Origin of the sequence: Paracidovorax wautersii (assembly GCF_900113035.1) — a bacterium.
Lineage (GTDB): Bacteria > Pseudomonadota > Gammaproteobacteria > Burkholderiales > Burkholderiaceae_C > Paracidovorax > Paracidovorax wautersii.
The window spans coordinates 215112-241528 of the sequence record NZ_FONX01000001.1 but is presented as its reverse complement, the minus strand read 5'-3'; the positions used below and the strand labels follow the sequence as shown (position 1 = coordinate 241528).

Sequence of the window (26417 nt, the reverse complement as noted above, 5' to 3'; positions counted from 1 at the left end):
TTTAAATGAAATCAGCTGCCAGCCCTTATTCATAAAGGGCTGGCAGCTATCTTTTTTGTAGTTATTGAGACATGACCTTCGAGATGATTCTTGCCCTGGCGCTGCTGCTGCTCATCGCCGCGCTGGTGTGCGCCGTGCTGCTGCGCCGCCCGCGCGTGGACCTGCCGCCCGAATGGCTGGAGCGGCTGCAGGCGCTGGAGCGCGGCGTGCAGGCCACGCAGCTGTCGGTGGCCAAGAACGACGGCGCGCTGGACGCCATGGGCCAGCAGCTGCGCGGCTTCACGCAGCTCACGCAGGGCACGCTGGAGAGCCTGCGCGGCGCGATCGATGAACGCCTGGCGCAGGCCGTGGCCGAATCGCGCACCGGCCGCGCCGAGCTGCTGGCCGCCTTCGGCGCCTTCGAGGCCAAGCTGGAGCAGCGCCTGGCCCAGGGCCAGTCCGAAGCCGCCGTGGCGCGCAAGGAGCTGTCGGAAACGCTCGCCGCCTTCCGCACCGAACTCACGCAGACCGCGCAGCAGCTGGCCTCCGACAGCGCCCGCTCGCGCGAGGCCATGGCCGAGAGCACCCAGCTCTTCGAGCAGCGCATCCAGGAGCGCTTCGAGGCGCTGACCGCCGCCACGCGCGGCACGCTCGATTCGCTCAAGGGCGACATCCACACGCAGCTGGGCACCGTGTCCGCCGCGCTGAAGGACCAGCTGGAGGCCAATGGCCAGCAGATCCGCAACCAGTTCGCGGTGCTGCAGGACGCTGTCTCGCAGCAGCTGGGCGCCATGGCCCAGGGCAGCCAGCACAACGCCGAGGCGCTGCGCGGCGCGCTCAACGAGCGGCTGGCCGCCATCCAGGCCGACAACACGGCCAAGCTCGAGGAGATGCGCCGCACGGTGGATGAAAAGCTGCACGCCACGCTGGAGCAGCGCCTGGGCGAATCCTTCAAGCTCGTCAGCGACCGGCTGGAGCAGGTGCACAAGGGCCTGGGCGAGATGCAGACCCTGGCCGGCAGCGTGGGCGACCTCAAGCGCGTGATGACCAACGTGAAGACGCGCGGCACCTGGGGCGAAATGCAGCTGGGCGCCATCATCGAGAACGTGCTCACGCCCGACCAGTTCGCGCGCAACGTCAAGGCCGTGCCGGGCAGCGACGAGCTGGTCGAATTCGCCATCCGCCTGCCGGGCCGCCAGGACGAAAAACCCGTCTGGCTGCCCATCGACTCCAAGTACCCGGTCGAGCAGTACCAGCGCCTGCTGGACGCGCAGGACGCGGCGGACAAGGCCGCCATCGCCTCGGCCGGCAATGCCTTCGAGACCTCCATCAAGCTCGAAGCCAGGAAGATCTTCAGCAAATACGTCTCGCCGCCGCACACCACCGACTTCGCCGTGCTCTACCTGCCCACCGAAGGCCTCTTCGCCGAGGTGATCCGCCGCCCCGGCCTGGTGGAGGCGGTGCAGAACGACTGCCGCGTGATGATCACCGGCCCGGCCAACCTGGCGGCCATGCTCAGCAGCCTGCAGATGGGCTTCAAGACGCTGGCGATCGAGAAGCGCTCGTCGGAGGTCTGGGGCGTGCTGGGTTCGGTCAAGACCGAGTTCGCCAAGTTCGGCGAGATCGTCGATTCGGCCAAGAAGTCCATCGACGCGGCCGCCAAGAAGTTCGACGACGTGGGCGTGCGCACCCGCGCCATCCAGCGCAAGCTGCGCGACGTGCAGGAGCTGCCCGCGCCCACCGCATCGACGGCGGCGGGCACCGCGCTGCCGGGCGCGGCGGCGCAGACGGGCCTGTCGCTGGAGGACGAGGGCGAGTGACGTGAACTGGGCGCTCGCGCGGCTGATCCTGGGGCAGATCTGCATCCATGCCAGCATGGCCGGCATGCGCCTGGCCGCGCCGCTGCTTGCGCTGCGCGAGGGCTATAGCGCGATGGCCGTGGGCCTGCTGCTGGCGCTCTTCGCGCTCACCCAGGTCTTTCTGGCGCTGCCCGCCGGCCGCTATGCCGACCGGCGCGGGCTCAAGCGGCCCGTGGGTTGGTCGGTGGCGGTGGCCGCCACGGGCGCTGGGCTGGCCTTCGTGTTCCCGGTGTACCCGGTGCTGTGCCTGGCGGCGCTGATGACGGGCGGTGCCTCGGGCGCGGCGCTGATCGCGCTGCAGCGCCATGTGGGCCGCGCCGCGCACGACGCCACGCAGCTGCGCCGCGTGTTCAGCTGGCTGGCCATCGGCCCGGCGGCATCGAACTTCCTGGGGCCCTTCTTCGCGGGCCTCTTGATCGACCATGCGGGCGCGCTGGTGGGGGAGGGTGCGGGCAGCACGGCGGGCTACCGCGCCGCCTTCGCCATGCTGGCGGCGCTGCCGCTGGCTACCTGGTTCTGGGTGCGCGCCACGGTGGAGCTGCCGCCGGTCGAGGCCGCTCCCACCGACGGGCCGCGCCCCCGCGCCTGGGATCTGCTGGCCGAGCCGCGCTTTCGGCGCCTGCTGCTGGTGAACTGGCTGCTCTCGTCGTGCTGGGACGTGCACACCTTCGTCGTGCCGCTGCTGGGTCACGAGCGCGGGCTGTCGGCCTCGGTGATCGGCACCATCCTGGGCGGCTTCGCCATCGCGGCGGCGCTGGTGCGCATGCTGATGCCGCTGCTGGCCTCGCGCCTGAGCGAGGCGGTGGTGGTGACGGGCGCGATGGTGGTCTCCGCGCTGCTCTTCGGCATCTATCCGCTGCTGCCCACGGCGCTGTCGCTGGGCATCTGCTCGGTGCTGCTGGGTTTTTCGCTCGGTTCGGTGCAGCCCATGATCATGAGCATGCTGCACCAGATCACGCCGCACCACCGCCATGGCGAGGCGCTGGGCCTGCGGCTGATGACCATCAACGCATCCAGCGTGCTGATGCCGGTGCTGTTCGGCACGGCCGGCGCGCTGATCGGCGTGGGCGGGCTCTTCTGGGTGGTGGGCGCCACGGTGGGCGCGGGCGCGCGGATGGCCTGGCGCATGGAGGCCGCCGGGCCGGCCACGCCCTGAGCGGGCCGCTCAGCCCTGCTGCCTCATCGCGGTGACTTCGATCTCGATCTTCATGCGCGGATCGAGCAGCCGGGCCGAGATCATCATCGCGGCCGGACGCACCGCGCCGAAGTACTTCTGCAGCACCGGCCAGCAGGCCTCGAAGTCTTCGCCGTCGGGCAGCACATAGGTCACCCGCACCACGTCGGCCAGGCTGGAGCCGGCCTGGCGCAATGCGTGGTCGATGTTCTTCAGGCACTGCTCCGCCTGGGCCGCGACGCCGTCTTCGATGGTCATCGTGGCGTAGTCGAAGCCCGTGGTGCCGGAGACGAAGACGAACGGCCCCTGCGCGACGGCGCGCGAGTAGCCGATCCGCTCTTCGAAGACGGAGCCGGAACCGATGAGCTGGCGTTGTTGCATGCTCCGTGGCCCCGGGTCAGATCGCGTAGAAGGCCTTGATGACGTCCCAGGCTTGCTGGGGCTCATCGACGTAGTGGAAGAGCTTCAGATCGGCTTCGGAGATGGTGCCTTGCTCCACCAGCGCATCGAAGTTGACCAGCTTCTTCCAGAACTCGGAGCCGAACAGCACGATGGGCACGGCCTTGGCCTTGCCGGTCTGCACCAGGGTCAGCACCTCGAACAGCTCGTCCAGCGTGCCGAAGCCGCCGGGGAAGGCCACCAGGGCCTTGGCGCGCATCATGAAGTGCATCTTGCGCAGCGCGAAGTAGTGGAACTTGTAGCTGAGCGACGGCGAGATGAAGCGGTTGCCGCTTTGCTCGTGCGGCAGCGCGATGTTCAGGCCCACGTTCAGCGCGCCCACTTCGTGCGCGCCGCGGTTGGCCGCTTCCATGATGCCGGGGCCGCCGCCGGTGCAGATGTAGAGGCGCTCGGCCGGGGGCTGGGCCTCGCTGTGCTCGGCCACGATGCGCGCGAACTGGCGGGCCAGGTCGTAGTAGCGGGCGTTCTTCACGGCCAGCTGGGCGCGGGCGATGCGGGCCGCGTCGCCGCTGGCTTCGGCGGCCTGCAGCTGCTCTGCGGCTTCTTCGGGCGAGAGAAAGCGCGCGCTGCCATAGACCACCACCGTGTTCTCGATGCCTTGCGCGGTCTGGCCCAGGTCGGGCTTGAGCATTTCCAGCTGGAAGCGGATGCCGCGCGTTTCCCGCCGCAGCAGGAACTCGGGATCCGCGAACGCGAGCCGGTAGGCGTCGGCGTGCAGCGGGTTGCCGTTGATGGCGTGGTTCTGCAGCTCGGCCCAGGCATTGGCCAGGCGGCTGTCGTTCAGGTCGTTGGTGGCTTCCATGGCGAAACGGGAAAAGTGATGAGGGGGCAAATCCGGCAATAGCGCCCGCGTTCTGTGCGCGGGCAGCTACGGAAGTGATAGTAACGCTGCCAGGGCGGGTCAGCCGCGCAGTGCGGGCCAGAGCAGCGCGACGGTCTGCAGGCCCACCCAGGTCATCAGCAGGGAGCCGCAGACGTGGACCAGCGCGGTGCCGCCGGCCAGCAGCCAGCGCTCCTGCATCAGCATGCCCACCACCTCGGCCGAGAAGCTGGAGAAGGTGGTGAGCCCGCCCAGAAAGCCAGTGACGATGGCCAGGCGCCAGGCCGGGTCGAGTTGCGGCAATTGCTGGAACACGCCCACGCACACGCCGATCAGGTAGCCGCCGATGAGGTTGGCCGCCAGCGTGCCCCAGGGGATCAGCGAACTGCCGGTGCTGAGCCACAGGCCCAGCTGCCAGCGCAGCAGCGCGCCCAGGCTGGCGCCGATGGAAATGGAAAGAACGGCAAGCATGGCGGGCAATGCTAGCGGCCTTCCCTCGCGGCCGCTTCAGGGCTTGCCGTCTGCGGCAATGCGTTGCCAGGCGGCCACGGCGGCCAGCGTGGCGTGCATCTGCACGGTGTGCGCGAAGTGGAAGGCCTCGCCATGCACGGTTTCGTCGGGGAATTCGGTGATCAGCGTGACGGCGGCGTCGCGCGGGTTCTCGGTGATGGTGTAGGCGAAGCCGTGCAGCGTCTCGAACGGGATGGGGCCGGCATGCCGCTCGTAGAGCGCCATCTGGCGGGCGTTGAATTCGGCCAGGCCCGGCACCTCGCGCAGCGCGGCGGCCACGGCCTGCAGCAGCGCCCGCGCCTGCGCGCCGTGGCCCGCATGGTGCCGCAGGATCAGGAAGAAGCCCTTGGGCAGCATCCAGGGCTCGAAGCCGCGCGGCACGTAGCCGGTGAGCGGCCGCGTCCATTCGTGCGCCGGGTAGCCGTGCAGGTTGATGTGCAGGCCGGCGCCGGAGAGCGCCAGCGCCTCTTCGCGCGCGGCACGCTCGTATAGCGGCAGTGGCGGGGTGCGGTGTTCGATGTCGTCGCCCAGGGCGCTGTAGCGCGCCGCATGGTGCATGTGGTGCGGGTGCTGCGCGCCCAGCTCGCGGTGCAGGGCGTAGCCGTCGGGATTCTCCAGCGCGATCAGCGCGAAGTGCGCGCCCGGCTGGCCCTGCAGCGCCTGGGCGGCGCGCAGCGCGCCGACCACGCCCGAGGTCTCGTTCGCATGCTGGCCGGCGCTGATGAGCACGGGCGCGCCGCTGCCCGGCTGGTAGAGGCCCTGCACGGTGCGGCCCTGGCGCGAGGTGGCGCCCAGGCGCTGCACGCCGGGCCGGGCGAGCGCATCCAGCACCTGCGCGATGCGGCCCGGCGCGATGGCCTGCCGCAGCGCATGCAGGGGCTGGCCGGGCGCATCGGCCTCGGCCCAGGCGGCGGCGTCCTGCGCTGCCACGTCGAAGCGCTGCAGCGCGATGCGCAGGCGTGGCAGGGCACCGGCCGCCAGCGGGCGCACGTCGGGCACCACCTGGCCGGGCTGCAGGTGGCGGTCGCCCGTCGGCCGGCCGGAGTGCTGCTGGAACCATTCGAGCAGCGAGAAGTAGAGGTCTTCGTGCAGCGCCTCGTGCGTGCTCACGCGCTCGTCGCCCACGGGCAGGGCGTACTCCAGGCCGGGCGTGTCGATGCGGATCTGCAGGCGCTCGAAGTAGGGCTCCTGCCGGCCCCAGGGCTGCGTCTGCACGCTGTGCAGGGCCAGGCCGAAGAGCTGTTCGTAGTCGGTGGCCTGGGGCGCGTCCAGCCGGTCGGCGGTGCCGGGCGCGCTGCCCACGCGCAGCCAGCCGGTGGGCGAGAGCTGCGGCTGGCCGATGGCGTCGGTGTGGCGGCGGTTGGGCGCGAAGACGCGGGCGCGGTGCAGGCTGCCGTCGTGAAACGTGGCTTCGACCTCGTAATGCAGCGCAGCCAGGTCATCGGCGGATGCGGCGGCCAAGGGCTCGAACCGCAGGGCCCCTTCGGGCAGCAGGCCGGCGAGCGGGTAGGCCTCCAGCAGAAAGCGCCGCCCGGAGGCCGGTGCCGCGCTGGGGTAGCGCACCACGGCCTGTGCGATCTGCGCGATGTCCAGCGCTTCCAGGAAGTGGTGTAGCAGCGGCTTGTAGGCGCTGTGCAAGCGCGCCTGCACGCCGGCCCGGGCCAGGGCCTCTTCGGCGGCGCGGCGCGCGGCGGCGTCTTCGAACAGCCAGCCCTGCACATGCGTGCCGGCCCACGCGGGCTGGCTGAAGCGCTCCACCCAGGCGGCCAGCGTGCGCGGCACGGTGGCGTCGATCAGCAGCCGGTCTTCGGCGGGGCGTTCGGTGGGGGTGGGGCTGCTGGCCATGGATCAGGCTCCGATATGCGCACTGCGCCCGTGCTGCCTGCGCAGTGTGCTATGTTTTTTGAAGCGGTGCGGGGCTGGGTGTGCGCGTGGTGTCAGGAGTCGCGCTCGTCGCTGTGCACGATGCGGCTCAGGCTGCCCGGCACGTCCTTGCCGGCGCGGCGGGCGCGGAAGAGCGCGGCGCGCATCAGGAAGATGTTGGTCACCGGCACGGTGATGGCGATGAAGAGCGCGATCAGCAGCGCGTGGATGGCGAGGCCCCCGCTCTGCAGCGAGAAATACAGGATGGTGCCGTGCATGATGCACCAGCAGCCCATGGTGGCGATGACGGACGGGGCGTGGACGCGCTCGAAATACGTCTTCAGCCGCAACAGGCCCAGCGAGCCCAGCAGCGCGATCAGCGAGCCCGCCAGCACCAGCACGGCGATGGCGATCTCGGCCCAGAGCGGCAGCGTGCTTTCGGTCATTCGATCACCTCGCCGCGCAGCAGGAACTTGGCCATGGCCGTGGAGCTGGCGAAGCCCAGCAGGGCGATCAGCAGCGCCGCCTCGAAATAGTTGGTACTGCCGTAATAGATGCCCAGCACCAGCATGATCAGCATGCCGTTGAGATAGGTGCAGTCCAGCGCCAGCACGCGGTCTTGCGCCGAGGGGCCGCGCAGCACGCGGATCAGGCAGCAGGCCATGGCCAGCGCCAGGATGAAGAGGGCGATGGGCAGGGCCCACGAGAGCACCGGGCTGGTCATTCGAAGATCTCCATCAGCGGGCGTTCGTAGCGCTGTTTGATGTGGTCGATGAGCTCCTGCGGATCGCCCACCTCCAGCGCGTGCAGCAGCAGTACCGAGCGGTCCAGCGACAGCTCGGCCCACGAGGTGCCGGGCGTGATGCAGACGATCACCGCCAGCACGGCCAGCGCGTTGGGGTCGCGCAGGTCCAGCGGAATGTGCACGAAGCAGGACGGGTGGCGGCGCAGCGACGGAAAGGCCAGGAAGCGCAGCACCGCCCAGTTGGACGCGGCGGTGTCCGCCACCACGGTGGCCGCCAGCCGCAGCACCGTGCCGGGCCTGCGCACCCGCACCGGCAGCGGCCTCAGCCCGCGGGTCAGCACCGGAATGACGACGGCCACCAGCGTGGCCAGCACCAGCTGCCCGGCGCCGAGCGAGCCATTGAGCAGCAGCCAGGTGGCGAAGAGCGCCACCGACAGCAGCGGGGCGGGGAAGATGCGGCGCAGCAGGCTCATGGCGTGCCTCCGGAAATGCCCAGCACGGCGGCGGTATCCGCCGGGGCGCCGGCCGCGACCGGGCCGGGCACGGGGCGCGCGGACATCACGGCGCGCACATAGGTCGATGGGTCGTGCAGCACGTTGGCCGTGGCCTGCATGTAGCGCATCACGCTCTCGGCACGCACGGTGAGCAGCACGCAGGCGGCCAGCAGCACGGCGATGGGCAGGCCCTCGGCCACGCGCAGCTGCGGCGTGGGCCGGTCGTGGCTGGCCCAGAAGTGGCGGATGCCGGCGCGTGTGAGCGCGATCAGCGCCATCAGCCCGGTGGCGATCAGCAGGGCCACCAGCGTCCAGCCCGGCAGGCCCGGCTGGTTGCCGGCCGAAGAACCCAGGCCCAGCGGATTGAGCAGCGCGGTCAGCATGGCGAACTTGCCGACGAAGCCCGAGAGCGGCGGCAGCCCGGCGATGACCAGCGTGCAGGTGAGGAAGGCCAGGCCCAGGAAGGCTGCGGCAGCGGGGATGGCGCGGCCGATGAGCGCGACCTCGTCCTCGTCCAGGTTGATGCCGGTGGTGGGCATCAGCTGGGCGTTGAGGAAGGGCGCGTCGCCGTCGGTCTCGTACGGCGCGAGCGAGGCGCCGTCGTTGCGCCAGCGGTCGATCAGGTCGGCCAGCAGGAAGAGGGCGCTCACGGCCAGCGTGGAGCTGGGCAGGTAGTAGAGCAGCCCGGCGGTGAGCACGTTCTGCCCGAACCCGGCCGCCGCCAGCAGCGTGCCGGAGGAGAGGATGGCCGCATACCCCGCCAGATTGGCGAGCCGCTGCGAGCCCAGCATGCCGATGGCCGCGAACGCCATGGTGACCATGCCGGCGCCGATGAGCCAGAGGCTGCCGAAGAGGGCCGAGGCCCCGGCCTCGCTGCTGAACATCAGCGTCCAGAGGCGCAGCAGGGTATAGACGCCGACCTTGGTCATGAGCGCAAAGAGCGCGCCCACCGGCGCCGTCGCCGCGCTGTAGGCCGGCACCAGCCAGAAGTTGAGCGGCCAGACGGCGGCCTTGATGAGGAAGGCCGTGGCCAGGATGCCCGCCGCCGCATGCAGCAGGCCCCGGTCGGCCGCCGCCACCTGCGGAATGCTGCGCGCCAGATCGGCCATGTTCAGCGTGCCGGTGATGCCGTAGAGCATCGAGGCGCCGATGAGGAACAGCGACGAGGCCGCGAGGTTGATGGCGATGTAGTGCAGGCCCGACTGGATGCGCGTGCGGCCCGAGCCGTGCAGCACCAGCCCGTAGGAGGCGGCGAGCATGATCTCGAAGAACACGAACAGGTTGAACAGGTCGGCCGTGAGGAAGGCGCCCGCCAGCCCCATCAGCTGGAACTGGAACAGCGGGTGGTAGTGCACGCCCGCCCGGTGCCAGCGCGATGCGGCGAAGACGATGGAGCACAGCGCGATGCCGCTGGTCAGCACCAGCATCAGGGCCGAGAGGCGGTCCAGCACCAGCACGATGCCGAAGGGCGCGGGCCAGTTGCCGGGCAGATAGACGCCCATCGACGCGGGGGCGCCGGCCTTGTGCGTCCACTGCATGAGGGCGATGGCGATGATCAGGCCCAGCAGCGTGGAGGCCATGTTCACGCCGAGCTTGAGCCGCTGGCGCTCCTCGCGCAGCAGCAGCATCAGCGCGCCCGTGAGCAGCGGCAGCATGATGGGCGCCAGCATCAGGTGCGGCATCAGCGAGGAGACGAAGGATGCCCAGGCGGTCATGGCATCTCCTGCAGGTCTTTGGCGCGGTCGCCGTCCACGTGGTCGGTGCCGGAGATGCCGCGCGAGGCCAGCAGCACGACCAGGAAGAGCGCCGTCATGGCGAAGCCGATGACGATGGCCGTGAGCACCAGGGCCTGGGGCATGGGGTCGGCGTAGTGCTGCAGATCCTGCGGCACGCCGGCGATCAGCACCGGCTCCTTGTCAACGGCCAGGCCCAGCCGGCCCATGCTGAAGATGAACAGGTTGACCGCGTACGACAGCAGCGACAGGCCCATGATGACCTGGAAGGTCCGTGGGCGCAGCAGCAGCCAGACGCCCGAGCCGGTGAGCACGCCGATGGCGATGGCGAGAACGATTTCCATCAGCGGCCTCCTGCGGTGAGTGGGTTGGGTGCGGGTTCCGTGGCCGGGGCTTCAGCGCCTCCGGCGGCTTCGGCGGCCTCTTCCATCAGGCGCGCGTGGTAGCGGTGGCCGCGCACGGATTGGTGGGCGATGGCCGTGAGCATCAGCAGCGTGGAGCCGACGACGATGGCGAACACGCCGATGTCGAAGAAGAGCGCGCTGGCGACGTGGATCTCGCCGATCACCGGCAGCGTGAAGTGCGCCGTGTGGCTGGTGAGGAAGGGGTAGCCCAGCACCACCGCGCCCGCCCCGGTGGCCAGCGCGAAGAGCAGGCCCACGCCGATCCAGCGGCGCGGGTAGAGCGGCAGGTGCGCCTCCACCCATTCGGTGCCCGAGATGATGTACTGCAGCAGCAGCGCCACCGACAGCACCAGCCCGGCCACGAAGCCGCCGCCCGGCTGGTTGTGGCCGCGCATGAAGAGGTAGAACGACACCAGCAGCGCGAAGGGCAGCAGCAGCCGCACCAGCACGGCGGGCACCATCAGGTAGCCGATGGCGGTGTCGGAGGCGTTGCGCGGGTTCAGCAGGTCGGTCTGCAGGTCGGCCGGCAGCAGGCGCTGCTGCTCGGGCAGGTCCATGGTTTCGCGCGCGGGGCGGAAGCGGCGCAGCAGCGCATACACGGTGAGCGCGACGATGCCCAGCACCACGATCTCGCCGAAGGTGTCGAAGCCGCGGAAGTCCACCAGCACCACGTTGACCACGTTGGTGCCGCCGCCTTCGGTCAGCGCGCGTTCGAGGAAGAAGGTCGAGGTGCTGTCGGCGAACGGCCGGCTCATCATGGCGAACGCCAGCCAGGCCATGCCGCCGCCGGCCGCCAGGGCGATGAACAGATCGCGCAGGCGCCGCGCCCGCGCCAGGGCGAGGCTCACGCCGGCGCCGCGAAGGCTCTCGTCGCGCCGCGGCAGCCAGCGCAGGCCCAGCAGCACCAGCACGGTGGTGACGATCTCGACCACCAGCTGCGTCAGCGCCAGATCGGGCGCGGAGAACCAGAGGAAGGTGATGCAGACGCACAGCCCCGTCGCGCCCAGCAGCGTGAGCGCGGCCAGCCGGTGGTACTTGGCCTGCCATGCGGCGGTGACGGCGCAGATGCTGCCCAGCACCCAGAGCAGCACGAAGGTGGGCGAGAGCGCCAGCGTGCCCCGGTCGCCCAGCTGCAGCCCTTGCGTCCAGAGCGGCATGGTGCCGGCTGCGAGCGAGGCCAGCACCAGCCAGAGCATCTGCCACTGCAGCCGCTGGGTGGACAGGAGCTGGCGGCCGGCGCGGCCCGCCTGCGTGAGCAGGGCCATGGCGCCTTCGAAGATCCGCTGGCCGCTGATGCGGTGCATGAGCGGCGGCGCATCCACGTGGCCGGCCTTGCGCTGCCAGCGCAGCAGCAGGTAGAGCGCGATGCCGCCCGCCATGGCGATGATGCTCATCACCAGCGGCGTGTTGAAGCCGTGCCAGATGGCCAGGCTGTATTCGGGCAGCTTGCCCCCCACCACCGGCAGCGCGGCGGCGGCGAGGTACTTGCCTACCGACCAGGAGGGGAAGATGCCGACCACCAGGCAGGCCAGCACCAGCAGCTCGACCGGCACGCGCATCCAGTGCGGCGGCTCGTGCGGCTCGCGGGGCAGGTCGGTGGCGCGCGGGCCCCAGAACACATCGACGATGAAGCGCAGCGAATAGGCCACGCTGAACACGCCGGCGATGGTGGCCGCGATGGGCAGGGCCATGGAGACGAAGGGCGAGGCGTTGATGTAGACCGTCTCTGCGAAGAACATTTCCTTGGACAGGAAACCGTTGAGCAGCGGCACGCCGGCCATCGACGCGCTGGCCACCATCGCCAGCGTGGCCGTCACCGGCATCATGGTGCGCAGGCCCGAGAGCCGGCGGATGTCGCGCGTGCCCGATTCATGGTCCACGATGCCCGCTGCCATGAAGAGCGAGGCCTTGAAGGTCGCGTGGTTCATGATGTGGAAGACGGCGGCCACGGCCGCCAGCGGGCTGTTGAGCCCGAGCAGCAGCGTGATCAGGCCCAGGTGCGAGATGGTGGAGTAGGCCAGCAGGCCCTTGAGGTCATGCTGGAACATGGCCGCGTAGCCGCCCACCAGCAGCGTGCACATGCCGGCGCCGCCCACCAGCCAGAACCAGGGCTCGGTATCGCCCAGCACCGGCCAGAAGCGCGCCAGCAGGAAGACGCCGGCCTTCACCATCGTCGCCGAATGCAGGTAGGCCGAGACCGGCGTGGGCGCGGCCATGGCGTTGGGCAGCCAGAATTGGAACGGGAACTGCGCGCTCTTGGTGAGCGCGCCCAGCAGCACCAGCACCAGGGCCGTGAGGTAGAGCGGATGGTGGCGCACCTGCTCGGCGGCGGCCAGCACGTGGTCCAGGTCGTAGCTGCCCACGATGTGGCCGATCACCAGCATGCCGGCCAGCATGCACAGGCCGCCGGTGCCGGTCACCGTGAGCGCCATGCGCGCGCCGCGGCGGGCGTCCTTGCGGTGGTGCCAGTAGCCGATCAGCAGGAACGAGAAAAGGCTCGTCAGCTCCCAGAAGAAGGCGAGCTGGATGATGTTGCCCGAGAGCACGACGCCCGTCATGGCGCCCATGAAGGCCATGAAGAACGAGAAGAAGCGCGGCACCGGGTCGGCCGCCGACATGTAGTAGCGCGCGTAGAGCACCACCAGCGAGCCGATGCCCAGCACCAGCATGCAGAACATCCAGGCGAAGCCATCCATGCGGATGACGAGGTTCAGCCCCAGCGAGGGCAGCCAGGTGATCTCCTGCCGCAGCACCCCGCCCGCGGCGACATCGGGAAAGCACAGTGCCACCTGCACGGTGCAGAACACCGCGATCGCACCGGCGAGCGTCGATTCGGCATTGCGGGCATTGGCGGGCAGCAGGGCGGCCAGCACACTGCCCAGGAACGGCAGAAGGACGAGGAGGATGAGTGGCATGTGCGTTCCATTCTACGGGCACGCATTTCGGGCCGCTATGAAAACCTGAGCGGCAGACGGCCATTGGCCGCGGGTTGGCGGGGCACTGGAGGGGTCGTGTCGGACAGTGCCTGGAAGCGTCGTCGGCGCCTGGCCTACGGCGGTGGCGAGTGCGGCGCGGAGCGGTCCGAACCCGGTGCGGGCTCTGTGTTGGGCGTGTGGCCCGGGGCTGGGCGAGCGTCTGCGAAGCCCTCGCCGTTGACCGTCAGGCCCTCTGCCGAGAGCTTCCTGGCCGTGCCCGTGCCGATGCCCGGCACGCGGGCGATGAGATCGTTCCAGTCCTTGAAGGCCGCGCTGCGGCGGGCGGCCAGGATGCGCGCCGACGTGGCCGGCCCGATGCCCCGGACGCTGTCGAGCTGCGCCTCGGTGGCGAGGTTGGCCTCCACCGGCGCCGCCCCGTGGACGGCGGCAGCCCAGCACCAGAGGATTGCAGCGGCAAGCGTCTTGGGGTGCATGGCGGCCTTTCTTCCTCGCTTCGGTTCAGGCGGTCCGGGCTCTCGGCGGGGCTGTGCGGAGCTTAGATCGTGAACACGTTCTTACAGCTCTTCCACCCGGCGGGCCGGGTAGCTGTCCCAGCTCTGGCACCCCGGGCACTGCCAGAAGTGCTGGCGTGCCTCGAAGCCGCAGGCGGCGCAGCGGTAGCGCGTGAGCGGCTTGGTGGCGGCGTCGAGCGCGCGCTGCACCTGGGGGTGGAATTCCTCATGGTCGAAGCGCTCGTTCGCCAGCCACTTCGCGGCGGCGACCAGCGAGGGCTCGGTTTCCAGGTGGCGCACATACCATTCGCGGGCGGGGCCCTGCGGGCCGGCGGCGGCCGTGTCCAGCGCGACGATGCCTTCGAGCAGGTCGAGCGAATGGCTTTGCTCGTAGTGGCGCAGCAGCAGGGCGCGCACCTCGGCCGCACGGCCCGTGGCGCCGGCCAGCTCCACCAGCAGCGGCGCTGCCAGCGGCAGGGCGATGGGGGCGTCGTCCGCCAGCTGCAGCAGCGTGGCCAGCGCGCCGGCGGCGTCGCCCCGGCGCTGCAGCAGCCGGGCCAGTTCGATGCGGGCGCGGGGGGCCGCGGGGGCTGCGGCGATCGCTTCTTCGAGCTGCCGCTGCGCGGCGGCCAGATCGCCCTGGGCCGCGTGCGTCAGGGCCTGCTCGCACAGGTAATGCGCCTGGCGCGGGCCGAAATCGCCCTGGTGCGAGCCCTGCATCTTGCTGGCGATGGCGGCGGCCTGGGGCCAGTCGCGCGAGCGCTCGTAGATCGCCAGCAGGGCCAGGCGCGCCTGGTTCTCGAACGGCGTGTCTTCGAGGCGCCGCAGGGCGTCTTCGGCCCGGTCGAGCAGCCCGGCCTTGAGGAAGTCCAGCGCCAGCGCGTGCTGGGCGCGCTCGCGGTCGGCCCGGCTCAGGTCGCCGCGCGAGAGCAGGTGCTCGTGCACCCGCACGGCGCGGTTGTATTCGCCCCGGCGCCGGAAGAGGTTGCCCAGCGCGAAGTGCAGCTCGGAAGTGTCGGGGTCGTTCTGGACGGCCTCGATGAAGGCGTCGATGGCCTGGTCCTGCTGCTCGTTAAGCAGGTAGTTCAGGCCCTTGAAGTACGCCTTGGGCGCGCGGCGGTTCTCTTCGCGCAGCTGGCGCAGGTCGAAACGCGATGCCAGCCAGCCCAGCCCGAAGGCGAGGGGAAAGCCGAGCAATATCCAGCTGAGATCAAATTCCATGGAACGGGGGCTGTGGCGTGGTGAGGGGGGAGGCGGGTGCGTAGGCGCCGGCGGGCGGTGCGCTCAGGTCTTCGGCCGCCGGGGAGGCCGCGGCGGGCGCCTGTGGCTGCGCGGCCACCGCCTTGCGCGCTGCGCTGCGGTGCTTCCACCAGCGCGGCACCATGCCGAGCACGCCCACCACCAGTCCGGCAGCGAAGGCTGTGAGCACCACCAGCACCATCGGCGCGCGCCACTGCGTGCCGAAGAAGAAGTGCACGGTGGCGTCCTGCTGGTTGTTCAGCGCGAAGGCGAAGAGCGTAAAAAAAATGGCTGCCTTGAGCAGCCACAGAAGGTATTTCATGTGTCTCCCCGGTGGAGGGGGCATTCTACGGTCAGCACCCTGGCCCGGGGCGGGCGGGGTGCAGTGCGCGGCCTGGGGCCGGGATCACCAGCGGTGCCAGGGCTTGGAGGCCCTGGGCGCTCGTCCTGTCTGCGCAGCCAGCTATCTTTTCGATAGCGTGACGGTCAGCTGCCGGCGGCGTCTTTGAGCTCGGCGGTGCGCTGATCGACCGCTTCGCGCAGAGCCTTGCCCGGCTTGAAGTGCGGCACGCGCTTTTCGGGGATGGCGACGGCCTCGCCGCTGCGCGGATTGCGGCCCATGCGGGGCGGGCGGCGGTTGACCGAAAAGCTACCGAACCCGCGGATCTCGATGCGGTGGCCGCGCACCAGGGCATCGCCCACGGCGTCCAGGATGGTCTTGACGGCATGCTCGGCATCCCGCTGGGTGAGCTGGCCGAATCGTGCGGCCAGTTCTTCGACGAGGTCAGATCGGGTCATGGGAATGGAGGGCTTCTTTGCAGAACCGTCGGCAGTGCAGGATCTGCCAAAAAATACGGGCGCCCGAGGCGCCCGCTGCGGCCCGCCGACGCTGGGCGCCGGCGGGTTTGAGCCTGCTAGTGAGGCTGCTCCGGCTTACTTGTCGGAGTTGTTGTCCAGCTTGGCGCGCAGCAGGGCGCCCAGGCTGGTCGTACCGGCGCTTTCGCGGCTCGATTGCTGCGACAGGCTGGCCATGGCGCCTTGTTCGTCGGCCATGTCCTTTTGCTTGATCGACAGCTGGATGTTGCGGGTCTTGCGATCCACGTTCACCACCACGGCCGTGACTTCGTCGCCTTCCTTCAGCACGTTGCGGGCATCTTCCACGCGGTCGCGGGAGATTTCCGAAGCGCGCAGGTAGCCGACGATGTCTTCGCCCAGGTCGATTTCAGCGCCGCGGGCATCGACGGTCTTGACCTTGCCGGTCACCGTCTGGCCCTTGTCGTTCACCGTCACGAAGGTGGTGAACGGGTCGCCGTCGAGCTGCTTGATGCCCAGGGAGATGCGTTCGCGGTCCACGTCCACGGCCAGCACGATGGCTTCGACTTCCTGGCCCTTCTTGTAGTTGCGCACGGCGGCTTCGCCGGGCTCGTTCCAGGACAGGTCGGACAGGTGAACCAGGCCGTCGATGCCGGCAGCCAGACCCACGAACACGCCGAAGTCGGTGATCGACTTGATCGGGCCCTTCACGCGGTCGCCGCGCTTGGTGTTCTGGGCGAACTCTTGCCACGGGTTGGCCTTGCACTGCTTCATGCCCAGGCTGATACGGCGCTTGTCTTCGTCGATCTCGAGGACCATGACTTCGACTTCGTCACCCAGCGACACGAGCTTGGAAGGAGCGATGTTCTTGTTCGTCCAGTCCATTTCGGACACGTGGACCAGGCCTTCGATGCCGGGTTCCAGTTCCACGAACGCGCCGTAGTCGGCGATGTTCGTGACCTTGCCGAACAGGCGGGTGCCTTGGGGGTAGCGGCGCGAGACGCCCATCCAGGGATCGTCGCCCATTTGCTTCAGACCCAGCGAGACACGGTTCTTCTCGGTGTCGAACTTCAGGATCTTGGCCGTGATTTCCTGGCCAGCCGTCACCACTTCGGAGGGGTGACGCACGCGGCGCCATGCCATGTCGGTGATGTGCAGCAGGCCGTCGATGCCGCCCAGGTCCACGAACGCACCGTATTCGGTGATGTTCTTGACCACGCCTTGGACGATGGAGCCTTCCTTGAGGGTTTCCATCAGCTTGGCGCGCTCTTCGCCCATGGAGGCTTCCACCACGGCGCGGCGGCTCAGCACCACGTTGTTGCGCTTGCGGTCGAGCTTGATGACCTTGAATTCCAGGGTCTTGTTCTCGTAGGGGGTCAGGTCCTTGATCGGACGGGTGTCGATCAGGGAGCCGGGCAGGAAGGCGCGGATGCCGTTGACCAGCACCGTCAGGCCGCCCTTGACCTTGCCGCTGGTCGTGCCGGTGACGAATTCGCCGGATTCCAGGGCCTTTTCCAGCGCCAGCCAGGAGGCCAGACGCTTGGCGGTGTCACGCGACAGGATGGTGTCGCCGTAGCCGTTTTCGATGGAGCCGATGGCCACGGAGACGAAGTCGCCGACCTGGACTTCCACTTCGCCCTTGTCGTTCTTGAACTCTTCCAGCGGCACGTAGGCTTCGGACTTGAGGCCTGCGTTCACCACGACGAAGTTGTGCTCGACGCGCACGACTTCCGCGGTGATGACTTCGCCGGGGCGCATTTCGGTGCGCGACAACGACTCTTCAAAAAGGGCGGCAAAAGATTCAGACATGTATTTCCTAGAGCCGCAAACAGGTTTCCGGGAGCACCATTGCCACCGTTTCTAAGACTGCCTGCGGAGGTTTTGCGGCGGGGAGCCGCGGTTAGGTTGAAAACCACGGGGGCCGGGCGCGTATGGCGCGACGCCGGCTTGGTGGGCCTCGGTGCAGGGCGACGAGACCCTGCGGGTGCCGGCCTCAGTGCTGCGTTGCAGAAAAGGGCTGGCGCTCCTGCCACCAAGCGACCACCTGCTCGACGGCCTCGTCGATCGTCAGCAGGGAGTTGTCCAGCACCAGGGCATCCTGCGCGGGCTTGAGCGGCGCGACGCTGCGGGAACTGTCCCGGGCATCGCGCGCCTCCAAGTCGGCGCGAAGGTCGTCTATGTTAGCCGAAATTCCCTTTGAAATCAATTGTTTATGGCGGCGCTCGGCGCGGCAGGCGGCGCTGGCCGTCAGATAGACCTTGAGCGGGGCCTCGGGGAAGATCACCGTGCCCATGTCGCGGCCGTCCGCCACCAGGCCCGGCAGGCGCTGGAAGCTGTGCTGCAGCTCGACCAGCGCCTCGCGCACCTGGGGCAGGGCGGACACGCGCGAGGCGTTCATGCCGGCCTCTTCGGTGCGGATGGCATCGGTCACGTCGTCTTCGCCCAGCCAGATGCGGCCGGCCTCGAAGCGCACGGGCAGGGCGCGCGCCAGGGCGGCGATGCGCGCTTCGTGCCCGGCGTCGATCAGCAGGCCCGCCCGCGTGGCGGCCAGGGCGGTGATGCGGTACATGGCGCCCGAATCGAGGAAGCGGTAGCCCAGGCGTTCGGCCACGGCGGCGGCCACGGTGCCCTTGCCCGAGGCCGTGGGGCCGTCGATGCAGATCACCGGAATGCGGGCGGTGGGCGTCCGGGCGACCGAGAACAGGGCCTCGAAATAATCCGGGAAGGTCTTGGCGACGCACTGCGGATCGAGGATGCGCACGGGCAGCCCAGCCGGGTTGAACGCCGCGAGCGAAAAGCACATCGCCACGCGGTGGTCGTCGTAGGTGTGGATGCTGGCGGCGCGCCAGTCGGCCGGCGTGGCGAGCGGCGTCACGCGGATGAAGTCCGGGCCTTCTTCCACCGTGGCGCCCAGCTTGCGCAGCTCGGTGGCCATGGCGGCGATGCGGTCGGTTTCCTTCACGCGCCAGCTGGCGATGTTGCGCAGCGTGGTGGTGCCGTCGGCATAGAGCGCCATCACGGCCAGCGTCATGGCGGCGTCGGGGATGTGGTTGCAGTCCAGGTCGATGGCCTTGAGCGGCCAGGCGCCGCGGCGGATGCGCAGCCAGTTGGGGCCGCTTTCGACCTCTGCGCCCATGGCCTGGGCGGCTTCGACGAAGCGGATGTCGCCCTGGATCGAATCCCGGCCCACGCCCAGGACCTGCAGGCCTTCGGCCCCGTCAGCACCCGCCGCGAGCGCGCCCAGCGCGATGAAATAGCTGGCGGAGGAAGCATCCGCCTCGACGTGGATGCTGCCCGGCGAGCGGTACTTGCTGCCGGCGGGGATGGTGAAACGCTGCCACTGGTCGTGCCGCACGGCGATGCCGAAGCGCGCCAGCAGCTCCAGCGTGATGTGGATGTAGGGGCGCGAGATGAGTTCGCCCACTACGTCGATCACCACGTCCTGCGTGCGCGCCACCAGCGGCAGGGCCATGAGCAGGGCGGTCAGGAACTGGCTGGAGACGTCGCCGCGGACCTGGATGGGCTGGTCCAGCGCCAGGGCCGGAACGCCGTCCGCATGGGCGATGCGCAGCGGCGGAAAGCCGTCGTTGCCCAGGTAGTCGATGCGGCAGCCGAGCTGGCGCAGCGCGGCCACCAGGTCGCCGATGGGGCGCTCGTGCATGCGCGGCACGCCGGAGAGCTCGAATTCGCCGCCCAGCAGCGCCAGCGCCGCCGTCAGCGGGCGCATGGCCGTGCCGGCATTGCCCAGGAAGAGCTTCTGGGGCGACTGCGGCGCGCGCTCGCCCAGGCCGGTGATGCGCACCGTGCTGCCTGTCTGCTGCACGCCGCAGCCGATCTGGCGCAGGCCGTCCAGCATGACGCGGGTGTCGTCGGAGGCCAGCAGGTCGTGGACCTCGGTCGTGCCTTCGCTCAGCGCCGCCAGCAGCAGCACGCGGTTGGAAATGCTCTTGGAGCCCGGCAGCTGCACGCTGCCGGCCGCCGTGGCGAGAGGGGGGAGATCGAGAAAGGCGGTGGTGTACATCAGGAGACGGCTTTGTGCGTGCGCTGCGCGCCCATGCGCCAGTGGGCGCGGGTTTCGCTGGCCAGGGTGATGAGGTTTTCGATGGCCTGGCCGTCGCCTTGCTGGACGGCCTGCTCGAAGTCGGTCAGGGCCTGGCGGAAGTGGGCCGACTGCGCCAGCAGCTCGTCGCGGTTGGCCAGCAGGATGTCGCGCCACATCTTGGCGTCGCCGGCGGCGATGCGGGTGAAGTCGCGAAAGCCCGGGCCTGCGACCGAGAGGAAGGTCTCGCCCTCGGCCTGGGCCGTGATGCCGTTCATCATGGCGAAGGCCAGCATGTGGGGCAGGTGGCTGATGGCGGCGAAGGCGGTGTCGTGCGATTCGGGCGACATGCTCTGCACGCGGCAGCCCAGCGCGGTCCACACGCTCTCGGCCTTCTGCAGCTGCGCGGACAGGGTGCGCTCCGTCGGCGTCAGGATGACCTGCCGGCCTTGGTAGAGATCCGCATCGGCATATTCGACGCCCGAGACTTCGCGCCCCGTGACCGGGTGGGCCGGCACGAAGGAGCCGACCCGGTCGCGCAGGGCCTGGCGCGCGGCGTGCACCACGTCGGTCTTGGTGGAGCCCACGTCCATGACCAGCATCTGCGGCGTGACCAGGTGCTTGATCGCCTTGAGCGTGTCTTGCGTCGCGGCCACGGGCACGGCCAGCAGCACGATGTCGGCGCCGGCAGCGGCCAGCAGGGCGGAGGGCGCCTCGACGTCGATCACGCCCAGCTGCCGGGCCCGGTCGGTGGTGGAGGGCGACTTGCTGTAGCCCACCACGCGCTTGACCAGCCCGGCTTTCTTGAGCGCCAGCGCGAAGGAGCCGCCCATCAGCCCGCAGCCGATGAGGCCGAGCTGTTCAAACATGGCCGCCTCGCGTTTGCGGGCGGCCTGCGACTGCGCCCCGGCTCATGGCGCCACCGGATACGAGCCCAGCACCTTGTAGAACGCGCAGAGGCTGCGCAGCTCTTCCAGCGCACGGCCGACATGCGGCTGCGAGGGATGGCCGTCGAGGTCGATGTAGAAGTAGTACTCCCACTGGCCGGTGCGCGCCGGGCGCGATTCGAAGCGCGTCATCGACACGCCGTGCTTCTTGAGCGGCACCAGCAGGTCGTGCACCGCGCCGGGCTGGTTGGGCACGGAGATGACGAGGCTGGTGCAGTCCTTGCCGCTGGCCGGCGGCGTGGGCAGCGTGTGCGGCAGGCAGATGACGGCGAAGCGGGTGCGGTTGTAGGCGTCGTCCTGGATGGCGTGCGAGACGATGTGCAGGCCGAACTGCGAGGCGGCGCGCTCGCTGGCGATGCCGGCCCAGGCCGGGTTGGTGGCGGCCAGGCGCGCGCCCTCGGCATTGCTGGAGACCGGGCGGCGCTCGGCATGCGGCAGGTGCTTGGAGAGCCAGCTCTGGCACTGCGCCAGCGCTTGCGGATGGGCCAGCACGGCCTCGATGCCGTCGAGCGAGTTCGACTGGCGCAGCAGGTTGTGGCGCACCAGCAGGCTGACTTCGCCCACCACATGGCAGGGCGTGTGCAGGAAGAGGTCGAGCGAGCGCGTGACCACGCCCTCGACCGAGTTCTCCACGCCCACCACGCCGTACTGCGCGCTGCCGGCGGCCGTGGCGTGGAACACCTCGTCGAAGTTGGCGCAATACATCAGGTCGGCCGCGCCGCCGAAGAATTCGACGGCGGCCTGTTCGCAGAAGGTGCCTGCCGGGCCCAGCACGGCCACGCGCTGGGGCGCTTCGAGCGCCAGGCAGGCGGACATGATCTCGCGCCAGATGGCGGCCACGTGCGGGCCCTTGAGCGGGCCGGGGTTGGCGGTCTGGATCTTGTCGATGACCTGCGCCACGCGGTCGGGGCGGAAGAAGGGCGTGCCTTCGCGCTTCTTGACCTCGCCGACCTGCTCGGCCACCAGGGCGCGCTGGTTGAGCAGGGTGAGCAGTTGCTGGTCGATGTGGTCGATCTGCACGCGCAGGCTGGCGAGATCGGAGGAGGCTTGCGGGGTGGTGGACATCGGGTGTGTGTGGGGCGGCGTGAGCGGGCGGGTGGGGCGAGGCGCGGAGGCTTCAGGCGTGCTGCCGCTCGAATTCCTGCAGGTAGGCGATCAGTGCCTCGACGCCTTCCATCGGCATGGCGTTGTAGAGGCTGGCGCGCATGCCGCCCACGGACTTGTGGCCCTTGAGCTGCAGCAGGCCGCGCTGCTTGGCGCCGGCCAGGAAGGCGTCGTTGCGCGACTCGTCGCGCAGGAAGAAGGGAATGTTCATGCGCGAGCGCGCGTTCGCGGCCACCTTGTTCAGGTAGAGCTGCGACTGGTCGATGTAGCCGTAGAGCCGGTCGGCCTTGGCGATGTTGCGGCGCTCGATGGCGGCCACGCCGGTGGCGTCGCCCTCGCGCTGGCGCTTGAGCCACTGGAAGGTCAGGCCCGCGATGTAGATGCCCCAGGTCGGCGGGGTGTTGAACATCGACTGGTTGTCGGCCACGGTCTTGTAGTCGAAGGCGCTGGGGCAGGCGGGCAGGGCGTGGCCCAGCAGGTCCTCGCGCACGATGACCAGCGTGAGCCCGGCCGGGCCCAGGTTCTTCTGCGCGCCGCCGAAGGCCAGGCCCACGCGCGACCAATCGACCGGGCGCGATGCGACGTGCGAGGAGAAGTCGATGACCAGCGGCGCGTCGCTGCCCAGGGCCTTCAGGTCGGGCAGCTCGTGGAATTCGACGCCGTGGATGGTCTCGTTGCTGCACAGGTGCAGGTAGCTCGCGCCGCGGCTCAGCTGCCAGGTGGCGGGGTCGGGCAGGGTGGTGAAGCCGCTGGCTTCGCCGGAGGCCGCCACGTGCACTTCGGCCGCGTACTTGCGCGCTTCCTTCTGCGACTTCTGGCTCCAGCTGCCGGTCAGCACCATATCGACGGTGGCGGCGCGCGAGAGGTTCAGTGGCACGATGGCGTTCTCGGCCAGGCCGCCGCCCTGCATGAAGAGGATCTTGAATTCCGGCGGCACGGCGAGCAGCTCGCGCAGATCGGCCTCGGCCTGCTCGTAGATCGAGATGAATTCCTTGCCGCGGTGGCTCATCTCCATCACGCTCATGCCGCTGCCCTGCCAGTCGAGCATCTCCGCCGCAGCCTGCTGCAGCACTTCGACGGGAATGGCGGCCGGGCCGGCGGAGAAGTTGTAGGGGCGGTTCATGGTCGGTGCTTGCGAATGAAAATGGCCTGCAGCGCTTGATGCATCAGCGCTTGCAGCTATCAATAAAGTAGCGCTCTTCCGGCGGCGCCCTGTGGCGGGCGCTGCCGGTGCGGCGCGGGGCTCAGGCGTCTGCGGGCGGCGTGCCGGGCGTGCTGCCGCCTTCGGCATCGGCGTCGGCGTCGGTGTTCGTGTCGGCATCGGCTTCCGGCACGTTCGCGTCGTTCTCGACGATGCGCTGCAGGCCACCGAGCTTGGCGCCTTCGTCCAGCGCGATCAGCGTCACGCCCTGCGTGGCACGGCCCAGCTCGCGGATCTCGCTCACACGGGTGCGCACCAGCACGCCCTTGTCGGTGATGAGCATGATCTCGTCATCGGCATGCACCAGCGTGGCCGCGACGACCTTGCCGTTGCGCTCGCTCTGCTGGATGGCGATCATCCCCTTGGTGCCGCGGCCGTGGCGGGTGTATTCGACGATGCTGGTGCGCTTGCCGTAGCCGTTCTCGGTGGCGGTGAGCACGCTCTGCGTTTCGTCTTCGGCCACCAGCATGGCGATCACGCTCTGGCCTTCTTCCAGCGTCATGCCGCGCACGCCGCGCGCCGCACGGCCCAGCGGGCGCACGTCGTTCTCGTCGAAGCGCACGGCCTTGCCGCCGTCGGAGAACAGCATCACGTCGTGCTTGCCGTCGGTGAGCGCCGCGCCGATGAGGTAGTCGCCGTCATCCAGGTTCACGGCGATGATGCCGCCCTTGCGCGGGTTGCTGAACTCGTCCAGCGCCGTCTTCTTCACGGTGCCCATGCTGGTCGCCATGAACACGAAGCGGTCGGCCGGGAAGGTGCGCATGTCGCCCGTGAGCGGCAGCACCACGTTGATCTTCTCGCCTTCCTGCAGCGGGAACATGTTGACGATGGGGCGGCCGCGCGAGCCGCGCGAGCCGGCCGGCACTTCCCACACCTTCAGCCAGTAGAGGCGGCCGCGGTTGGAGAAGCACAGGATGTAGTCGTGCGTGTTGGCGATGAAGAGCTGGTCGATCCAGTCGTCTTCCTTGGTCGCCGTGGCCTGCTTGCCGCGTCCGCCGCGCTTCTGGGCGCGGTATTCCGACAGCGGCTGGCTCTTGATGTAGCCGGTGTGCGAGAGCGTCACCACCATGTCGGTGGGGGTGATCAGGTCTTCGGTGGAGAGGTCTTGCGCGCTGTACTCCACCACGCTGCGGCGGGCGCCCAGCTTGGACTGGCCGAACTCCTGCTTGATGTGGCCCAGCTCCTCGCCGATGATGACCGAGACGCGCTCGGGCTTGGCCAGGATGTCCAGCAGGTCTTCGATGACCGCCATGACGTCCTTGTATTCGGCCACGATCTTGTCCTGCTCCAGGCCGGTCAGGCGCTGCAGGCGCATCTGCAGGATTTCCTGGGCCTGGGTGTCGGAGAGGTGGTAGAGGCCATCCTGGCCCATGCCGTATTCGCGCTCCAGGCCTTCGGGGCGGTAGTCGTCCGCGCTCACCACGCCGCCGTCTTCGCGGGTGCGGGTGAGCATCTCGCGCACCAGCTTGCTGTCCCAGGCGCGGGCCATCAGCTCGGTCTTGGCGATGGGCGGCGTGGGCGATTCGCGGATGATGCGGATGAATTCGTCGATGTTGGCCAGCGCCACGGCCAGGCCTTCCAGCACGTGGCCGCGGTCGCGCGCCTTGCGCAGCTCGAACACCGTGCGGCGCGTCACCACTTCGCGGCGGTGCTGCAGGAAGACGACGATCAGGTCCTTCAGGTTGCAAAGGCGCGGCTGGCCGTTGACCAGCGCCACCATGTTCATGCCGAAGGTGTCCTGCAGCTGCGTCTGCTTGTAGAGGTTGTTCAGCACCACCTCGGGCACTTCGCCGCGCTTGAGCTCGATCACCAGGCGCATGCCCGACTTGTCGGACTCGTCCTGGATGTGGCTGATGCCTTCGATCTTTTTTTCATGCACCAGCTCGGCCATGCGCTCCTGCAGCGTCTTCTTGTTGACCTGATAGGGCAGCTCGTCCACGATGATGGCCTGGCGCTGGCCGCGGTCGATGTCCTCGAAGTGGCAGCGCGCGCGCATGATGACCTTGCCGCGCCCCGTGCGGTAGCCGTCCTTGACGCCGTTGATGCCGTAGATGATCCCGGCGGTGGGGAAGTCCGGCGCCGGAATGATCTCCATCAATTCGTCGATGGTCGCCTCCGGGTTGCGCAGCATGTGCAGGCAGGCGTCCACCACTTCATTCAGGTTGTGCGGCGGAATGTTGGTGGCCATGCCCACGGCGATGCCGGCCGAGCCGTTGACCAGCAGGTTGGGCAGCTTGCTGGGCAACACCAGCGGCTCTTTCTCGCTGCCGTCGTAGTTGGGGCCGAAATCGACGGTTTCCTTGTCGATGTCGCCCAGCATCTCGTGGGCGATCTTGGCGAGGCGGATTTCGGTATACCGCATGGCGGCCGCGTTGTCGCCATCGACCGAGCCGAAGTTGCCTTGTCCGTCCACCAGCATGTGGCGCAGGGAGAAGTCCTGCGCCATGCGGACGATGGTGTCGTACACCGCGCTGTCGCCGTGCGGGTGGTACTTGCCGATCACGTCGCCGACGATACGGGCGGACTTCTTGTAGGGCCGGTTCCAGTCGTTGTTCAGTTCGTGCATCGCGAACAGCACGCGGCGATGCACGGGCTTGAGGCCGTCGCGCGCATCCGGCAGCGCGCGGCCGACGATCACGCTCATGGCGTAATCGAGGTAGCTGCGCCGCATTTCTTCTTCTAGGCTGATGGGCAGGGTCTCTTTGGCGAACTGGGTCATGGCGGCTGGGGTGGCGACAGTAAAGATTCATTTTAGTTCCAAGCGTCTGTCGCGGCTTCGCAACATATCCGGCCCATTGCGCTTCTGTCCTACGGCACCCACCCGGTCGAACCCGCCTTTGGGTTGTTACGTATGGCACAATCAAATCAACGTTTTTAGTGATGGTCACTGACGACGTCCCTGATTCGCAGCGCGGCTGCGGCTTTTTCCCCAAGAGGAGAACCATGAAGAAACTGAACAAAGTGGCGATGTTGTTGGCCTCTGCCGTGATCGCGACCTCGGCTGGCGCTCAAGTGAAGGCAGCAGACGGCGGCAAGGTTGTCGACAACTGGCAAAACGGCAGCGGCGAGCTGGTGTGGAAGAACGGCACCAACGAACTGTGCTGGCGCGATGCCAACTGGACCCCCGCCACGGCCGCTGCTGGCTGCGACGGCGCTCTGGTTGTTCAGGCTGCTGCTCCCGCTCCTGCTCCTGCAGTCGCCCCCGCACCTGCTCCGGCACCGGCTCCCGCTCCTGCAGTGGCTTCCAAGGTCACCTACGCAGCTGACGCCTTCTTCGACTTCGACAAGTCCGTCCTGAAGCCCGAAGGCAAGGCCAAGCTGGACGACCTGGTCTCCAAGGTCAAGGGCATCAACCTGGAAGTCATCATCGCCGTGGGTCACACCGACTCCATCGGTACCGAGGCTTACAACCAGAAGCTGTCCGTGCGCCGCGCTGAAGCCGTGAAGGCTTACCTGGTGTCCAAGGGCATCGAAAAGAACCGCGTGTACACCGAAGGCAAGGGCGAGAAGCAGCCTATCGCCAGCAACAAGACCAAGGAAGGTCGCGCCAAGAACCGTCGCGTGGAAATCGAAGTGGTCGGCACCCGTGCCGCTGCCAAGTAATCGA

23 protein-coding genes are annotated in these 26417 nt (G+C 68.9%); 3 read left to right on the top strand and 20 right to left on the bottom strand.

Translation table 11 applies throughout. The annotated features are described in order from the left end of the window. Positions 1 to 71: 71 nt before the first annotated feature. Both BM070_RS00935 and BM070_RS00930 read left to right on the top strand, forming a co-directional pair. A complete protein-coding gene (locus BM070_RS00935; protein ID WP_092936689.1) occupies positions 72 to 1799 on the top strand; it encodes a DNA recombination protein RmuC in 1728 nt (575 codons plus the stop codon). Between the two features lies 1 nt (position 1800). Continuing rightward, a complete protein-coding gene (locus BM070_RS00930; RefSeq protein ID WP_092936687.1) occupies positions 1801 to 2994 on the top strand; it encodes an MFS transporter in 1194 nt (397 codons plus the stop codon). A 9-nt stretch (positions 2995 to 3003) separates the two neighbouring features. Here BM070_RS00930 and BM070_RS00925 read toward each other — a convergent pair whose 3' ends face one another. From BM070_RS00925 to gyrA, 20 genes are all read right to left on the bottom strand, one after another. Then, positions 3004 to 3393: a RidA family protein gene (locus tag BM070_RS00925; RefSeq protein ID WP_092936685.1), complete on the bottom strand. Its 390-nt coding sequence runs from the start codon at positions 3391 to 3393 to the stop codon at positions 3004 to 3006. Between the two features lie 16 nt (positions 3394 to 3409). After that, positions 3410 to 4273 (bottom strand): LOG family protein, encoded by an 864-nt coding sequence (locus BM070_RS00920; protein WP_092936683.1) that lies wholly within the window; start codon positions 4271 to 4273, stop codon positions 3410 to 3412. 99 nt (positions 4274 to 4372) lie between these two features. Beyond that, the gene (gene crcB / locus BM070_RS00915) at positions 4373 to 4762 is read right to left on the bottom strand and encodes a fluoride efflux transporter CrcB (protein ID WP_092936681.1); all 390 of its coding nucleotides are present in this window, start codon (positions 4760 to 4762) and stop codon (positions 4373 to 4375) included. Between the two features lie 36 nt (positions 4763 to 4798). Beyond that, a complete protein-coding gene (locus BM070_RS00910; protein WP_092936679.1) occupies positions 4799 to 6646 on the bottom strand; it encodes a M14 family metallopeptidase in 1848 nt (615 codons plus the stop codon). A 92-nt stretch (positions 6647 to 6738) separates the two neighbouring features. Then, complete coding sequence (gene mnhG, locus BM070_RS00905; RefSeq protein WP_092936677.1) at positions 6739 to 7110, bottom strand: monovalent cation/H(+) antiporter subunit G; 372 nt, start codon at positions 7108 to 7110, stop codon at positions 6739 to 6741. Further along, a complete protein-coding gene (locus BM070_RS00900) occupies positions 7107 to 7388 on the bottom strand; it encodes a K+/H+ antiporter subunit F (protein ID WP_092936675.1) in 282 nt (93 codons plus the stop codon). Before BM070_RS00900 ends, mnhG begins: the two co-directional genes overlap by 4 nt. After that, positions 7385 to 7882, bottom strand: coding sequence for a Na+/H+ antiporter subunit E (locus BM070_RS00895; protein WP_434803154.1), 498 nt, complete (start codon positions 7880 to 7882; stop codon positions 7385 to 7387). The genes BM070_RS00900 and BM070_RS00895 overlap by 4 nt, the downstream gene beginning before the upstream one ends. Beyond that, the gene (locus tag BM070_RS00890; protein WP_092936673.1) at positions 7879 to 9618 is read right to left on the bottom strand and encodes a monovalent cation/H+ antiporter subunit D; all 1740 of its coding nucleotides are present in this window, start codon (positions 9616 to 9618) and stop codon (positions 7879 to 7881) included. The genes BM070_RS00895 and BM070_RS00890 overlap by 4 nt, the downstream gene beginning before the upstream one ends. Next, on the bottom strand, positions 9615 to 9980 hold the full coding sequence (locus tag BM070_RS00885) for a Na+/H+ antiporter subunit C (protein ID WP_092936671.1): 366 nt from the start codon (positions 9978 to 9980) through the stop codon (positions 9615 to 9617). Before BM070_RS00885 ends, BM070_RS00890 begins: the two co-directional genes overlap by 4 nt. Beyond that, positions 9980 to 12955 (bottom strand): monovalent cation/H+ antiporter subunit A, encoded by a 2976-nt coding sequence (locus tag BM070_RS00880; RefSeq protein WP_092936669.1) that lies wholly within the window; start codon positions 12953 to 12955, stop codon positions 9980 to 9982. Before BM070_RS00880 ends, BM070_RS00885 begins: the two co-directional genes overlap by 1 nt. Before the next feature lie 134 nt (positions 12956 to 13089). Further along, positions 13090 to 13449 (bottom strand): ComEA family DNA-binding protein, encoded by a 360-nt coding sequence (locus tag BM070_RS00875; protein WP_092936667.1) that lies wholly within the window; start codon positions 13447 to 13449, stop codon positions 13090 to 13092. An 81-nt stretch (positions 13450 to 13530) separates the two neighbouring features. Further along, positions 13531 to 14688 (bottom strand): lipopolysaccharide assembly protein LapB, encoded by a 1158-nt coding sequence (gene lapB, locus BM070_RS00870; RefSeq protein WP_092936665.1) that lies wholly within the window; start codon positions 14686 to 14688, stop codon positions 13531 to 13533. Next, positions 14678 to 15028, bottom strand: coding sequence for a LapA family protein (locus BM070_RS00865; protein WP_092936663.1), 351 nt, complete (start codon positions 15026 to 15028; stop codon positions 14678 to 14680). The genes lapB and BM070_RS00865 overlap by 11 nt, the downstream gene beginning before the upstream one ends. 164 nt (positions 15029 to 15192) lie before the next feature. Continuing rightward, the gene (locus BM070_RS00860) at positions 15193 to 15504 is read right to left on the bottom strand and encodes an integration host factor subunit beta (RefSeq protein ID WP_092936661.1); all 312 of its coding nucleotides are present in this window, start codon (positions 15502 to 15504) and stop codon (positions 15193 to 15195) included. A 135-nt stretch (positions 15505 to 15639) separates the two neighbouring features. Further along, positions 15640 to 17328 (bottom strand): 30S ribosomal protein S1, encoded by a 1689-nt coding sequence (rpsA, locus tag BM070_RS00855; RefSeq protein WP_092936659.1) that lies wholly within the window; start codon positions 17326 to 17328, stop codon positions 15640 to 15642. Between the two features lie 184 nt (positions 17329 to 17512). Further along, complete coding sequence (locus tag BM070_RS00850) at positions 17513 to 19540, bottom strand: bifunctional 3-phosphoshikimate 1-carboxyvinyltransferase/cytidylate kinase (protein ID WP_092936657.1); 2028 nt, start codon at positions 19538 to 19540, stop codon at positions 17513 to 17515. After that, positions 19540 to 20427, bottom strand: coding sequence for a prephenate dehydrogenase (locus BM070_RS00845; RefSeq protein WP_092936655.1), 888 nt, complete (start codon positions 20425 to 20427; stop codon positions 19540 to 19542). The genes BM070_RS00850 and BM070_RS00845 overlap by 1 nt, the downstream gene beginning before the upstream one ends. 42 nt (positions 20428 to 20469) lie before the next feature. Beyond that, a complete protein-coding gene (pheA, locus tag BM070_RS00840) occupies positions 20470 to 21570 on the bottom strand; it encodes a prephenate dehydratase (protein ID WP_092936653.1) in 1101 nt (366 codons plus the stop codon). A 52-nt stretch (positions 21571 to 21622) separates the two neighbouring features. Next, entirely contained in the window at positions 21623 to 22732 is a 1110-nt protein-coding gene (gene serC / locus BM070_RS00835; RefSeq protein ID WP_092936651.1) for a 3-phosphoserine/phosphohydroxythreonine transaminase, read from the bottom strand. A gap of 121 nt (positions 22733 to 22853) precedes the next feature. Beyond that, positions 22854 to 25529 carry a DNA gyrase subunit A gene (gyrA, locus tag BM070_RS00830; RefSeq protein WP_092936649.1) on the bottom strand — a complete coding sequence of 892 codons (2676 nt, stop codon included), beginning with the start codon at positions 25527 to 25529 and terminating at the stop codon, positions 22854 to 22856. Positions 25530 to 25753: 224 nt separating this feature from the next. Between gyrA and ompA the strand changes: the two genes are divergently transcribed. After that, a complete protein-coding gene (ompA, locus tag BM070_RS00825) occupies positions 25754 to 26413 on the top strand; it encodes an outer membrane protein OmpA (RefSeq protein ID WP_092936647.1) in 660 nt (219 codons plus the stop codon). Positions 26414 to 26417 lie beyond the last annotated feature (4 nt).

Bases quoted from the DNA above. Each gene is read 5' to 3' on its own strand.
- BM070_RS00875 (WP_092936667.1), bottom strand. From the start codon at position 13,449: ATGCACCCCAAGACGCTTGCCGCTGCAATCCTCTGGTGCTGGGCTGCC.
- crcB (WP_092936681.1), bottom strand. From the start codon at position 4,762: ATGCTTGCCGTTCTTTCCATTTCCATCGGCGCCAGCCTGGGCGCGCTG.
- pheA (WP_092936653.1), bottom strand. From the start codon at position 21,570: ATGTCCACCACCCCGCAAGCCTCCTCCGATCTCGCCAGCCTGCGCGTG.
- rpsA (WP_092936659.1), bottom strand. From the start codon at position 17,328: ATGTCTGAATCTTTTGCCGCCCTTTTTGAAGAGTCGTTGTCGCGCACC.
- mnhG (WP_092936677.1), bottom strand. From the start codon at position 7,110: ATGACCGAAAGCACGCTGCCGCTCTGGGCCGAGATCGCCATCGCCGTG.
- serC (WP_092936651.1), bottom strand. From the start codon at position 22,732: ATGAACCGCCCCTACAACTTCTCCGCCGGCCCGGCCGCCATTCCCGTC.
- BM070_RS00920 (WP_092936683.1), bottom strand. From the start codon at position 4,273: ATGGAAGCCACCAACGACCTGAACGACAGCCGCCTGGCCAATGCCTGG.
- BM070_RS00880 (WP_092936669.1), bottom strand. From the start codon at position 12,955: ATGCCACTCATCCTCCTCGTCCTTCTGCCGTTCCTGGGCAGTGTGCTG.
- BM070_RS00860 (WP_092936661.1), bottom strand. From the start codon at position 15,504: ATGACCCGATCTGACCTCGTCGAAGAACTGGCCGCACGATTCGGCCAG.
- BM070_RS00850 (WP_092936657.1), bottom strand. From the start codon at position 19,540: ATGTACACCACCGCCTTTCTCGATCTCCCCCCTCTCGCCACGGCGGCC.
- BM070_RS00935 (WP_092936689.1), top strand. From the start codon at position 72: ATGACCTTCGAGATGATTCTTGCCCTGGCGCTGCTGCTGCTCATCGCC.
- lapB (WP_092936665.1), bottom strand. From the start codon at position 14,688: ATGGAATTTGATCTCAGCTGGATATTGCTCGGCTTTCCCCTCGCCTTC.
- BM070_RS00910 (WP_092936679.1), bottom strand. From the start codon at position 6,646: ATGGCCAGCAGCCCCACCCCCACCGAACGCCCCGCCGAAGACCGGCTG.
- BM070_RS00925 (WP_092936685.1), bottom strand. From the start codon at position 3,393: ATGCAACAACGCCAGCTCATCGGTTCCGGCTCCGTCTTCGAAGAGCGG.
- BM070_RS00890 (WP_092936673.1), bottom strand. From the start codon at position 9,618: ATGACCGCCTGGGCATCCTTCGTCTCCTCGCTGATGCCGCACCTGATG.
- ompA (WP_092936647.1), top strand. From the start codon at position 25,754: ATGAAGAAACTGAACAAAGTGGCGATGTTGTTGGCCTCTGCCGTGATC.
- BM070_RS00900 (WP_092936675.1), bottom strand. From the start codon at position 7,388: ATGACCAGCCCGGTGCTCTCGTGGGCCCTGCCCATCGCCCTCTTCATC.
- BM070_RS00845 (WP_092936655.1), bottom strand. From the start codon at position 20,427: ATGTTTGAACAGCTCGGCCTCATCGGCTGCGGGCTGATGGGCGGCTCC.
- BM070_RS00885 (WP_092936671.1), bottom strand. From the start codon at position 9,980: ATGGAAATCGTTCTCGCCATCGCCATCGGCGTGCTCACCGGCTCGGGC.
- BM070_RS00895 (WP_434803154.1), bottom strand. From the start codon at position 7,882: ATGAGCCTGCTGCGCCGCATCTTCCCCGCCCCGCTGCTGTCGGTGGCG.
- gyrA (WP_092936649.1), bottom strand. From the start codon at position 25,529: ATGACCCAGTTCGCCAAAGAGACCCTGCCCATCAGCCTAGAAGAAGAA.
- BM070_RS00865 (WP_092936663.1), bottom strand. From the start codon at position 15,028: ATGAAATACCTTCTGTGGCTGCTCAAGGCAGCCATTTTTTTTACGCTC.